Raw genomic sequence first — 14,648 nt, forward strand, 5'->3', positions numbered from 1 at the left:
GGAGTGTCTTATTATGGGGAAGCACCATGATAGAGATTTTAAAATTTATGCTGCTCGATTAGTATTGGAAGAAGGCAGAAAACCTAGGGAATTGGCCGAAGAACTTAATATCTCGACACCTACATTAAGAAATTGGGTCAATATCTATAAAGAAACAAATGAAGAGGGTCCAGCGGACTCCAGTATTGGTTTTTCAGGTCTTAGTCTTAAAGAGGAAAAGGATAAAATAATTAAAGATTTGCAGGAAGAGAATGAGATATTAAAAAAGGCAATGCACATTTTTACGAAACAACCAAAATGATCGAATAGTATGTAAGCCATATTTTATTTTTCACAAATTATAGTGAAAAATAAAATATGGCTTTTTTATTGGGAATTTATTCACTTCATGCACATTTTAAAAGTATTTCATACTAAATTCCCTATGAAAATACTACTAAAGAGGAAAAATAATAAAAAATGGTAAAGTTATTATGTAATGTAGATAATTTACAAATTTTTAATAGACTCGGCAAAATTGTTGTGATAAAGTGTTATCGATAATGATAATAGGTAATAATTAACCTAGAAAATGAAATAATTGTTTAAAAAAAGAAATTTTCGAGGAAAAAAATGGAGAAAAATTGCTGGAATCCAGGAAAAAGAGGGGAGGGAAATTATAATTGATTGAATATTTTATGAATAAGAAAAAAATTTATAAATCTTACATCAAGTTTTATGAAGCGGATTCAGTCAATTTGGACTATATTGATGATATTTTCAACGAAAAGGAATGGAATTATCTTAATTTGCAAAATGGGAAAAGAACCATCGAAGCAAAGAAAAGTTTGTACTTTGGAAAAAAAGCAATTATGGAGTTTTTAGATATAGGTTTGGATGAAATAAAGAATGTATCACTGTTGAAAGGAGTCTTTGGACAGCCGATTATTGTTAATAACTTGTTCTTATTAATGAACATGAACATGGGGATATCCATCGCTCATACGGATAAAACATTCGGGATACTGATTTTTGATCAACTGCATCCAATGGGAATCGATATTGAAACTAAAACGAAAACTGATTCTGAATTTTTAGAGTCCTATTTAACTGAATCCGAGAAAAAGATGATTAAGGATAGTGATGGTCTTTTAAGTAATGAAATTTTCTTTAGTGCAAAAGAAAGTCTATCAAAAATTCTAAAAACAGGATTGACCTCTCCACTTGAAATCTATGAGATTTCCAAGGCTGAAATGGATCATGATAACATCTCACTTTTCTATAAAAATTTTTCCCAGTACAAATCAGCGGTCGTACTCTTGAATGATGAAATAAGAAGCGTTACCTTTCCAATAAACTCTACGAAAATAATTGAGGGGGAATACCAATGGAATTAAAAATGGAAGCAAATGCTGAATTTAAAAACAATAATAAATTAGCACAATATCTTTTTAAAAAAGAGGATAGAGTTCATAAGTTAATAATTTCGTTACTACTACTCAGTGTAATCGCAGGTATCGAAACGACGCTTTTGTTATATTCTGCGGATCAAAAAGGGATGAATGTATTAAATGGCATGTCCATTTCAGAGATCGGGGCTATGAGTTTTGCCATTAACACAATTGTAATGGGGGCTCTAGGATTATTGGTCACTTTCATCATTCAAATATTTATTGTGTGCCTATTATTTTTAGTTTTAAAAGAAAGACCGGTAAATATTAAAGGAATTTGCCAAGCTGTCATAAATGCTGGGATATGCATCGTAATTGGATCCGGTGTTAATGCAATAATCGCATTATTGGTCAAGAGCAAGGAAACCACGTTTACTAGTTTATCCTTACTTGTGCATGATAAAAATTCTATCCTTCACACCTTCATGGCCGAGTTTGAATTGTTTTACATTGTAAGTTTAATCCTATTCAGTTTTAGTCTGGAAAAGTTGGCGCTCGTCAAGAGAAGAAATGCAATAATCATAACGTTTGTAATAGCTTTAATTTCTTTAGTTTTTCATATGTTGACAGTTGCATCAGGCACATATTTAAAATAATGGGGGAAAATGATGAAGATGAATTCTTTAGCGAATCTATTTGAAGAAAGTGTTAGGGAATATGGAGACAATATTGCAGTAAGAAATAAGGATAGGCAATTTACATATAAAGAAACGAATGTCTTGGCAAATAAAATGGCGATGTACATAAAGGACAAAGGGATAAATAAAGGAGACAATGTCGGAATCTATATTGAAAAGTCGGAGCATGTCTTATTTTTAATCATAGCACTCCTTAAATTGGGGGCTACCTATGTACCTATCGACCCTAAAAGTCCTGATGAAAGAGTAAAGCATATAATAAAGAATTCAGAGTTGAAGTTATTGATTGGGGATAAAGGCCGGATTAGCGGTATTGATTGCAATTATGTAACCCTCGATGAAGTGATAGGGAATTCAAAAGACATGACAGGTGAGAATTTCCATACCTCAATTGATCCAGAGGATCCAGCCTATATCATTTTCACATCGGGATCTACAGGAAAGCCTAAAGGAGTTTGCGTTTCACATGAAAATGTCATGAACTTGTTTTTAGGCTGCGACGGTTTGTTCGAGTTCGATAATAAAGATAAATGGACATTTTTCCATTCCTACGCATTTGATTTCTCCGTCTGGGAGATGTGGGGGGCTTGGATATATGGCGGAGAAGTTATAGTGGTTTCATTTGAGGAAAGCAGAAATCCAATATCCTTTGTTGATTTATTAATCAGTACACAAACAACCGTTTTTAATTGTACGCCAAGCGCTTTCTTCGAGGTGATTGGTGAGCTCATATATCGTCAAAATGAATTAAGTTTAAAATACATCATTTTTGGAGGGGAAGCATTAAACTTCAAGAAATTGTCGCAGTGGTTTTCTCCCGAAAATGGCAGGCTGCCAAAGCTAATAAATATGTACGGAATAACTGAAACCACCGTTCATGTAACATACAAAGAAATCGCCAAGAGTGATGTGGAAAAAGGAATTACCAATATCGGAAAAGTCTTGCCTCATCTTGGGTTCAAGGTGATGAATCAACATGGAGAAGAAGTAACTGGAGATGAAGAGGGCGAGTTATACGTTTCAGGAAAAGGTGTTTCGCTAGGCTACTATAAAAATACCATGATGAATAAGATGAAATTTACGGTCATTGATAATGTTCGCTACTATAAGTCAGGGGATGTAGTGAAAGTTTTGGCTGATGGTGATCTGCAATATATCGCCAGGAATGATGAGCAAGTGCAGTTAAGGGGTTTCAGGATTGAATTAGGGGAAATAGAGAGCTCGTATAATGATTTGAAAAACATCAAGAATGCAGTCGTTACGATGGATAAAGCGTTTAATGATGATATGCATTTATTATTATACTATGTTGCTGATGAAGAATTAGCTGCCGATTATTTGAGGGAAAGTGTAAAAAGCTCATTGCCAGCCTATATGATACCAAGCTTTTTTATCAAGGTGGACAGCATCCCCCTAACGGTAAATGGAAAACTGGATAAATCACTATTACCAAAATTCATCATTAAAGACAGTGAAACGCCATTGAATATCAAGAGTCCAGTGGATGAAACAATAAGTGAAAAAGTAAGAGAATTGGTGGTTAGCATCATAGGCAATGGGGTTATAAAAAATAATCAGTCCTTACTTGAATGGGGAATGAACTCATTATCGATAATGAGATTGATTGTCAATATAAAAAATCAATTTCATATTGAAATGGCTCCTTCAGTTTTATTGGATAACGATACGATTATGAAATTATCAAAAGTCATAGAAACTCGTCAAAAAGAAGAGGTAAAGCAAGATCATGCACCGATCAATATTAATGATAGAAATACATACCCTTTAACATATGAACAAGAAAATTTGTGGTTCATTCACCAAACCAATGCCGACAAATCGTTATATAACATCGTTTTTTCATATGAAATTTCAGGTGAAGTGAATGAAGGTTACCTGGAACTATCTTTAGATAAGCTTAGCGATAAACATCAAATTTTAAAAAGTGTCATTAGAGAAGAAGCTGGAATTGGCATCTTGGCATTCGATGAGTCGATTCATCATGATATTACCTATTTCGATGTTTCGGATATTCCCTTAGACATGCAGGAAGAAAAAATAAATCACTTGGTGAAGGAAGAAACGGAACGGCAATTTGATTTAGGAAATGGTCCCCTCTTATCGATTGCGCTAGTAAGGAAAAATGAATGTGAATATCAATTACTATGTAACATCCACCATATTATTTTTGATGGTTGGTCGATTCCATTAATGATCAATGATTGGTTTGCCATTTATGAGGAAATCGAGAATGGCGAACGAAATGATAGAGAAAACCAATCAATCCAATATGGAGATTATGCTTTATGGCAAAAAACCTCGCCAAATTATGTTAGTGGTAAGGATAAGGAGTTCTGGAGTAATGAAATAACTGCATTAAGGCAAAAGTCCTTTTTACAATATGATCATCAAAAAACCGGAGAAGGTAAAAGCACTTCCGATATGATCAGCTTTTTGTTACCTAAAGAAATTCAAAACAACCTGGAAATTCTTCATAAAAAAACGAAATCGACTTTGTTCATGAGTTTACTTACGGCCTATCAAACCTTTTTATCGGTTTATTTTGATGAAGAGGAAGTTGTCGTCGGAAGTCCTTTGGCGAAGAGAAACCATGTGGATACTGAACCATTGATAGGATATTTCGTCAACACCTTGCCCTTTAAATTAAATGTATCCCAGGAAGATTCATTTGAAGGGATTTTACGGAAAAACATAAAAAACATTGCAGGAGTTTTTGACCATCAAAATTTACCTACTCAGGAAATTTTGAAATATTTATCAGCAGAAAGAACCATGGAAAATACGCCATTGTTCGATACAGTATTTGTCCTGCAAAATAACCAAAAAGAAAAGCTGGCATATAGAAATTTCACGTTAAAACCGAAAAAAATCAATACCTTTAAAGCTAAATTTGATTTAGTTGTTCAGGCAGAAGAAATGGATGAGGGTGAACTATTCATTTCGTTTGAATACAGCAAATCATTATTTAATAAAGCGACGATTCAAAGAATGGCTAATAATTTTCAGTATTGGCTGCAAGAGATTACAACCGGGGAAACCAAGAAGATAAAGGACATTACCTACCTAGAGCCTGCACAATTACGATCAATAATCGAAATGGGTACAGGTAATGTAAATCAAGAAGTGGAAGAAAGCCATTTTGAAGATGTAATAACTAGGTTTGAGGATAAAGTAAGTGAAAATTTCAATGATGTTGCCATTGTTCATGGTGATGATAAGGTGACATATAGCGAGTTAAATGACCGGGCAAATCAGGTGGCGCAACGATTATCCCTGAACCATGTAGATGTGGAAGATAGGATTGGGATTTTTATGGATCGATCGATCAATATGATTACGGCCATTTTAGCCATCATGAAAGTTGGGGCGGCATATGTGCCTTTGGACCCATCACAACCAGAGTCACGGCTGAAACATATGATAGAGGATTCTCAAATCACATATTGTTTAAGTAATGAAGAAGGACTTTCAAAGTATCCCGGTGATGAAAGAAAACTAATATGTATCGAAGACATACTAAATGAACGGGAAATTGAATGCGATGAATTCGTTTCAAGAAAGATATCGGAAGGTGATCTGGCCTATATCATCTACACTTCAGGAACAACGGGAAAACCTAAAGGGGTCATGATTGAACATGGAGGGTTGGCTAACCTCTGTAATTGGCATATCAATTATTATTCTGTCGATGGAAAAGATGCAGCAGTACTAGTTTCGAATACATCTTTTGATGCTTCCATTTGGGAGATATTCCCTTACCTGACAAATGGGAATAAACTCCTGATATTGGATTACTATGATTTATTGGATGTAGAGATCCTTTCGGAGAAGATGGAAAAGGAGAAAGTCACACTCGCGTTTTTTTCAACGGGACTGCTCGAGCAATTGTTTATCAACGATATGAAATTTCCACGATCAATCAAAGCCATTTTGACAGGGGGAGATCGTTTAAAAACGATACCCGATCATTTGAATTTTGATTTATATAATAATTACGGGCCAACTGAGGGAACTGTCGTTTCGACAGCATATAAGGTACTTCCAAGTGATGATACAGTGATCCCAATCGGAAAGCCAATCTTAAATGCAGAAGCATATGTGTTCAATTCCAGGATGAAGCCGACTCCTAAAGGTCAAATAGGAGAGCTGTATATCGGCGGGAAAGGCATTGCAAGAGGATATATAAATCATCCGGAGAAAAACGTTGAAAGCTTTATCCCAAATCCGTTCAATCCTTCAAGGAAGCTATATAAAACTGGAGATTTAGTTAAGTATACCGAGGATGGAAATTTACTATTTGCGGGCAGAGCGGATGACCAAGTGAAAATCAGGGGATATCGTATCGAACTTGGCGAGATCAGTGCCGTTCTAAATAAATGCAAAGGTATAAAGGATTGCTTTATAGCGATAAAAGATGAATCCAAGGCAAAAAAATTCATCATTGCTTATTATATCTCCGACAATGACCTGGAAGAAAACTATATCAGGGATTATATGAAGAATCATCTTCCCCAATATATGATTCCTTCTTATTTCATTAAAATGGAGTCATTTCCGCTAACCGTTAACGGCAAAGTCGACATGAAGAGCCTGCCGGATGCAAAAACGGTCACGGAGGGAACCAACAATAAAAGTGTCGTTAATGGAACGGAACAAAAATTGTTAAAGATATGGAAAGAGGTGCTGAATAATCAGGAAATAACCATCTTTGATAACTTTTTCGAATGTGGAGGAGACTCCATCCTAAGCATTCAAATTTGCTCACTTGCCAAGAAAGAAAATCTTTTCATTACTTCAAGAAACATCTTTGAAAAACAAAGTATCGAAGAGCTGGCAAAGGTTGTGGAATTGACTGGCGATTTAACGATAAATCAGTCTGATGTTTTTGGAAAGGCGTCATTTACACCTATTCAAAGTTGGTTTTTCACTCAACAAATAAATAATTATAATCATTGGAATCAATCTGTAACGTTAAAGGGATACCCGCAATTGAATGAGAAGCGGCTGCAAAAGATCATGGCCCATATCGTTCGACATCATGATGGGCTGAGATCAAGATTCAATAAAGATGAAGCATTTTCAAAAGTGGAAAAGCATGTCGACCCGACTGAAAATTGGACTATGAATTACGTAAATCTATCGAGCATGAATAAGGACAAACAGGAACGGGAAATAGCTAGACTCGGGAACGGTGCACAGCAGGGCATGAACATTTCAAACGGACCACTGATGAAAATTGAATGCATCAATACTGGCCAAAATGAGCATGTAATCATTTGGATCATTCATCATTTACTTGTTGATGGGGTTTCCTGGAGAATCTTGATCGAAGATTTTGACCGGCTATATATTCAGGATGTCAACAATCAAGAACTAAAACTGGATAATAAAACGACATCATATAAGGAATGGGCGAATAATCTAAACCAATACAAAAATAGCATCCCATTAGGCATTAAAGAGTACTGGCTGAATGAACATGAGGCAGTAAACGAAAACGCCCTAGTCAAAACAGGGAGTGTTTACGATGGAAAATCATTTGAATTGAAGCTGAATAAAGAGATTACAAACAAAATCTATAATGAAATGACAAAAGCGTATAAAGCATCCATCGATGAAATATATTTATCCATTTTCGCAACGCTAATCGGGAAGTATTTTAATAAAAAGGATATTCATTTCACATTGGAGGGACATGGCCGAGAAGAATTATTTGCAGGTGTCGATTTGTCCAGGACAGTAGGATGGTTTACGACCATGTGCCCGGTTTATATAGAAAATAAAGAAACCATTTCGAACACGATTCAAGGTACAAAGAAAAAATTAAGGACACTGCCTAATAAAGGGATTGAGTATGGAATCCTGACAGAATTATGTGGCGAGACACATATGAAACAAAATCGGCCGATTATCAGTTTTAATAATTTAGGTAGATTTCACCAAAGCAATGAATTGGCTGCAAAAGAGGTCATCTTTTTTAGTGATCAAGATATACAACATAATTCCTATACCGAGCATGAAGTCGATATTGAATTGCTTGTAGTGAACGAAGAGCAAACTATAAAAATAAACTATAACAGACATTTCGTAAGAGAAGATTTTGAGAAATATATTCAACGCAATTTGCCGAAATTGTTACAGGCATTGGAAGAAGAAATAAAATTGGTGAAACAGATGCACCGTCCGGAAGACTTTCCATTGTTGGATATGCCTGAAGAGGAACTTAACCAACTACTGCGTAAAGAAACAGGAATTGTAGATATTTATGAATTGACTGCTTTGCAAAAAGGGATGTTGTACCATAGCTTGTTTGATAGTGAGAGCAGCCAGTATAAAGTGCAACTCATATTTGATATTAAAGGTTTTCTGGACGTCGAAAAATTAAAGAATGCCATTGTGACAACTGCAGGGAAACATGACATTTTAAAAACGAAATTATATTCAAGCAAAAAAGGGTTATTCTACCAATTATTAATGAATTCCATGGATACCGAGATTGAATATGAAGAAATAATGGATCAGCAAGTAAAGCTGGAAAAGTTGTTAGCAGATCAATATAAGATCATAGATATCGAGAACAATAGGTTGAATCGGTTCATGATCGTTAAGCTTGCGGACAATGAATACCAATTAATATGGACATTCCATCATATTATTATGGATGGCTGGAGTTATTCGATGGTTATTAATGACATTTTTGATTCTTATCATTCAATAACTCCATCATCATCCGGTAGTGCTTCATTTAAAAAGTATGTTGAATATATGAAAGATTATACGAGTAATAAGGAGCTGCGGGACTATTGGGCAGGGAAATTGGAAGGCGCCCGAAATTCCGGATCTAGATTGACGGGAGTGTTGGAAGGCGAGGGATACATTGAAAATAGCTACTTGAAAGTATTGGATGAGGAATTGAGTGATTCCATTCAACGATTCTGTCAGGAATACAAGATTACTATGAATACTTTCTTTCTAACTATATGGCTAGCCACTTTAAAAGAGGTAAAAGGTACGGAAGATGTATGCTGCGGCGTAGTGACATCCGGCAGGAATATCCCAGTCCAAAATATTGAGGCCATGGTTGGTCCATTTATCAATACTGTGCCATTTATAAAGCATATCAGCCAAGAAAAGACTTACATTGAACTGCTCGATGAAGTTCAAAAGGAATTTTTGGAACTAACTGCCTTTGAGAATACACCATTATCAGAGATTTATGAGTGGGCCCATTTGGAAAATGATTTGTTTGAATCATTATATGCGTTTGAAAACTATCCCATGACTTTGCCTGATAATGATGAAATCATTGTGAGTTTGAAAGAAGGACGGGAAACGACCCATTATCCAATCGTCATTATCATCACCCCTGGTTCAAGTGTTCAAATTAAGTTTAATGAGGCAGCAGTCAATCCAAAGTTAAGGTCATCAGTACTTTCTATATTTAATCGAATCTTAAGCGAAATGCTAGAAAAAATGAAAGTGAAATGAGGGGGATATATATGGAAACAACTATTGCGGTGAAGGAAAGGTTAATTGAGGAACAGCTTATAGGATTTTGGAAAGAGATCCTAGAGCAAGAAACAATAGGTGCAGATTCCAACTTCTTTGACTTGGGAGGGAATTCCCTTTTAGCCATGCAATTCATTCAAATGGTGAAGAATAACATGGGAGTGAGATTGCCAATCAAAGTGATGTTCGAACAATCAACCATCCAGGAACTATCCGTACTCATCAAACAATTGGATGATATTAATAAGTTAGGTTGAATGGAAAAGAATTGAGGTGTTTTTCTATGAACAGGATAATCAGTGAAACGGAAGATAGGCTATTAAACTTGATTTCAATTGTTATCGAACCTTTTAAAATATCACTAATGGAGGACATGAATGAATCACTAAGCACAAATGAAAGAAAAAATGAGTTTTTGTCTTCGATAAAACAAGAGTTTGGTATTCAATTAACACCGGAAATCATTTCAAGTCAATGGAATATAGAAAAGCTGGCAAGTTTTCTGGACATGCTTCTCAGCATGAGGGAAGTTGAGGTAAATAAGCCTTATAAACATGGGGAAAATGAAGGAATGCTTTCACATAACCAAGATCGAATGTATCTGTTTGACAGCCTGAATGAAAGGAAAATGCTCTATAATATGCCATTTAAATTCATTTTAAATGGCGTAGTGGACATTGATGATCTGCAACAGGCATTAGATTTCATGATTGAACGCCATGAAACTTTGCGAACCAATTTCAAGGGTGAAAAACATCAAATCCTTCAATTCTTATCAAATAAAAGCAGAAACATAATTGCCTATGAAGACTGTCGGGAAGTAGATCGCGAAGTCAGTAATATAATGGTCACCTCCCATCTTACTGAAGAAATGGAAAGATGTTTCGACCTCGAAAATGATCATTTATTTAATATGAAACTATTTCGAATTGACGAAGAAAAGCATTATTTAGTATGCAACTTTCACCATATCATTTTTGACGGAGTATCGTTTGTCACCTTTTTCGAAGAGTTAATGGAGATTTATGAAAGAATTCAAACGGGCAGGGTTGGGGATATTCCTCCTTTGGACATGCAATATTTAGATTATGCAATCTGGCATAAGGAGTGGGTCAAGGAAAGTACGCCAAGCCAAAGGAGGTTTTGGGAAAGTTATTTAGACCAAGAGGAAGAAGCATTGGAACTTCCATTTGACTTTCAACGTCCAAAATCACCTTCATACTCAGGTGGAAGGCTGGAAATGGTCATAACAGATGAACTTCATGTATTGATAGACAGGATTTTAAAGGAGAATGGCACGACTTTATATGCTTTTATGATGACAGCCTATCAAGTGTTTTTAAGTCAGTATACCGGGAAGAATCAAATCATTGTCGGAAGTACCGTCGCAAACCGTGGCCAAGAAGAATTTGCCCGGACAGTTGGATGCTTTGTCAATACGCTGCCATTGAAGCTGACCGTGGATGCCACAGAATCATTTCATGAAATATTGAACCGAAATCGTAAAGTGATTTTGGATGTATTGGAACATCAGGCTTTTCCATTTGAGAAAATCGTTGAAATCATTAATCCAGACAGGGATCTCAGCCATTCCCCATTGTTCCAAACAGCTTTGGCAATGGAAGAAAGCTTTGGTGGGAACTTTAGCAATTCATTCTTCACTCTTGAACAAGACAAATTCGAAATTCCTTTTTCAAATTATGACCTGACCATAAAGGTAAAGGGTTCTCATGACCTAATCCTGGAATTCGAGTATTCCGATGAACTTTTCAGACGGGAAACGATTGAAAGAATCATGTTGAGCTTCGAAAAGTGGTTATTCCAAATTTGCAGAAATGCAAATATACCTATCTGTCATTTGGAGTATTTAGATGACAATCAAATGAATCAATTGTTATTTGGATGGCAAGGTGAGGTTTCGGATGCACATCAAAATGAGACGATCACCTCCATATTCAAAAGAATCGTTAAGAAGCATTCAAACAAATTAGCCGTTGCTGATAATGGTAAGTACATTACCTATTCGGAATTAGATCAAAGATCAAATGTGATTGCGAAATTGCTTAGAAATAATATCGAAAATGGCTCCAATAAGGTGGGCCTGCATGTAAACAGATCGATTGATATGGTAATTGCCATGTTGGGAATCATTAAAGCCGGATGTGCATATGTTCCGCTTGATCCTATGCTGCCAGCTGAAAGATTGGAGTATATCATCAATGATTCGAAAATGGATATATGCATTACGAATCAAATTGAGGTTCCTGCCTTAAAAAAAATAGCTAAAGTGATCAATCTTGAATCCGTCCATTACGTCGATACCGAGTACTGTAACGAATCGATTGCACCTTCCGATCTTGCTTACATAATCTATACTTCGGGAACGACAGGAAAACCTAAAGGTGTCATGTTATCCCATAGAGGAGTAGTGAATTTAATAATAAGTCAAAACAAGTACTTACAACTTGATGAGACCTCCAGGGTATTACAATTTGCCACTTTTAATTTTGACGCTTCCATCTATGAGATTTTTGGAAGCTTATTAAATGGTGCAGAGCTGCATATCGGGAATAATAAGGAGGAAATGTTTGATTTATTCGCTTTGGAAAATCAAATCAAAAGTGAAAAGTTAACTCACCTAGTATTGCCGCCTGCAGTTTTACAAGAGCTCAATATTGAGGGGGCCAATGTGAAATTCGTTGGTTCAGCCGGATCTGAATGTCCAATAGCTTTGCTGGACCGCTATCGAAATATAAACTTTTATAATGCCTACGGTCCAACGGAATATTCAGTATGGACCACGGCTGAAATGTTTAAAGCGTTCGAAAACAATGAGACTGCTAATAATAAAGTATCGATAGGCAAACCTATCCTGAATACTGACGTCTATTTATTAAGTCCGGAGCAAAGGCTTGTCCCGATAGGTGCCGCAGGGGAAATATATATTGGTGGTGAAGGGTTAGCCGTTGGCTATGTGAATAATGATGATTTAACAAAAGAAAAGTTCATTGAACATCCTTTTAAAGCTGGAAAGCGTTTATATCGCAGCGGTGACCTTGCAAAATTCACGAGCGATGGTGAGTTGATTTTTCTGGGGCGTAAAGATAATCAAGTGAAAATAAGAGGTTTCCGAGTGGAAGTTGATGAGATTTCGGTCAATCTCAATGCGTATCCGCAAGTGAGTGACTCATACATTAAGGTTCAGGATCAGCCAAACTTAAATAAACAAATAATTGCTTATTTCACATCCAATCAACAAGTTGATCAGGACCACTTAAAAGCATTTTTAAAAGAGAGATTACCAAGTTACATGATTCCTTCATTCTTTATGCAAGTGGACAAATTTCCGTTAAATGCAAATGGGAAAATTGATTCAGGACTTCTTCCGGTCCCCCTAACTAGAAGCGATTCATTGGAAGAACCTGAGACGGTCAATGAGAAAGTGCTTCTTCAGATTTTTAAGACTGTCTTAGGTTTGGATGACATAAGTATCCGGGATAACTTTTTTGAACTTGGCGGCGATTCCATCCAAAGCATTCAAATATGTTCTCTAGCAAGGCAGGAAAATATAATCATCAGTCCAAAATCCATTTTTGAAAATCAAACGGTAGCAGAGCTGGCAGCGATCGCGAAAACCGAAAATAAGATCATGATTCAACCTATAGCCACTAGGGGGAATGTGGAACTGACCCCCATCCAAGAATGGTTCTTTGCAGAACACACGACTTCCATCAATCATTGGAACCAGTCCATTGTTTTTAGTAAAGATTCCTGTGCCCAAATGGAGAATATTGAAAAAATTCTATCTCATATCGTGGAACATCATGATGGATTGTTAACCCTATTTAAAAAACATGAAAATAAATATATCGGGAATATAGATTCAGAACATAAAACATGGGAGTTAGTCTATAAGGATTTACATCATTTAGATGAGGATACGAGAATAAGAATGAGAGATGAATGGGAAAGCAAGGCTCAACGTTCATTGGACATAAGTAATGGACCGATCATGAAAATGCTTGTTTTAAAAGAACAATCAAACAAGTATCGCTTCTTTTGGGTAATCCATCATTTATTGATTGATGCAGTTTCCTGGAGAATTTTACTTGAGGATTTCAATACTCTCCATGATCAAGCATTAACCAATCAAACAGGGACGCTTGGTTATAGAACTTCATCATTCAAAGACTGGTCAAACTTCTTGAAAAAATACAATGAATCGTTGATGGACCCTGAAACACTCCGTTATTGGGAACAAAAAACTAAAAGTGAGGTAACGGATTTTAAGATAGCGGAAGACTTTATAGCTAAAGAAGAAAGAACGTTTGAGAAATCATTCAGTGAAGAAGAAACTGAATTGTTGATCCAGGAATTATCAAGGCAATCAAAAGCGACTGTAGAAGAAGTATTGTTGTCATTAATTGCAAAGAGTTTGAAAAAAACTTTTGAGGTGAAGAACTTCTGGATGGAAGTAGAAGGGCATGGCAGGGAAATGGCGGATGAAACAATGGATGTTACTCGGACGGTTGGCTGGTTTACTGCGATGTATCCGATATTGCTGCATTCAGGAGAGACGTTTGATGACACTTTAAAAAATACGAAGAATGCTATAAGGGAAATTCCAAATAAAGGTTTTGATTATGGCGTTATCAAATATTTACGCCCTGGGGTCATTAAGGAGCCGGATATCCACGTTACTTTTAATTATTTAGGAAGATTGGACTCCCAATTTGAATCATCCAATAGCAGGGACTTTGGTGAGTTTGAAAATAAACCGAAACTCCATTTCCTGGCATTGATCCAGGACGGAAAGCTATTCATAAAAATAATTTCAAAATTAGCTGAAGAAAAGATGAACTTAATAATAGAAGCTATTGGTAATGTCGTCATGGAAATCAGAGGAACTGAATTTGACCAAGCTTCTTTAATAGAAAGTGATTTTCCAGATGCGATGCTTACTGAGGAAGATTTGTTTCATATATTGAATTCCAATAAATAAGGTTTTTAAGGGTTAATAGAATGATTGCAGTCAGCATGTATGGATGAA

Annotated in this window: 6 protein-coding genes; all 6 read left to right on the plus strand. The window is 36.0% G+C overall.

The genetic code is table 11. The annotated features are described in order from the left end of the window. The first annotated feature begins 13 nt into the window (after positions 1-13). Positions 14-301, plus strand: coding sequence for a transposase (locus tag BW986_RS22670; protein ID WP_076371023.1), 288 nt, complete (start codon positions 14-16; stop codon positions 299-301). Positions 302-662: 361 nt separating this feature from the next. Beyond that, a complete protein-coding gene (locus BW986_RS22675; protein ID WP_076371025.1) occupies positions 663-1,376 on the plus strand; it encodes a 4'-phosphopantetheinyl transferase family protein in 714 nt (237 codons plus the stop codon). Next, the gene (locus BW986_RS22680; RefSeq protein WP_076371027.1) at positions 1,367-2,026 is read left to right on the plus strand and encodes a hypothetical protein; all 660 of its coding nucleotides are present in this window, start codon (positions 1,367-1,369) and stop codon (positions 2,024-2,026) included. Before BW986_RS22675 ends, BW986_RS22680 begins: the two co-directional genes overlap by 10 nt. Before the next feature lie 9 nt (positions 2,027-2,035). Beyond that, a complete protein-coding gene (locus BW986_RS22685) occupies positions 2,036-9,577 on the plus strand; it encodes a non-ribosomal peptide synthetase (protein ID WP_081395757.1) in 7,542 nt (2,513 codons plus the stop codon). 11 nt (positions 9,578-9,588) lie between these two features. After that, the gene (locus BW986_RS22690; RefSeq protein ID WP_076371031.1) at positions 9,589-9,855 is read left to right on the plus strand and encodes a phosphopantetheine-binding protein; all 267 of its coding nucleotides are present in this window, start codon (positions 9,589-9,591) and stop codon (positions 9,853-9,855) included. Between the two features lie 26 nt (positions 9,856-9,881). Further along, positions 9,882-14,600, plus strand: a complete 4,719-nt coding sequence (locus BW986_RS22695; RefSeq protein WP_076371033.1) for a non-ribosomal peptide synthetase — start codon at positions 9,882-9,884, stop codon at positions 14,598-14,600. The last annotated feature ends 48 nt before the right edge of the window (positions 14,601-14,648 follow it).

Origin of the sequence: Peribacillus simplex, from assembly GCF_900156045.1 — a bacterium.
Lineage (GTDB): Bacteria > Bacillota > Bacilli > Bacillales > DSM-1321 > Peribacillus > Peribacillus simplex_D.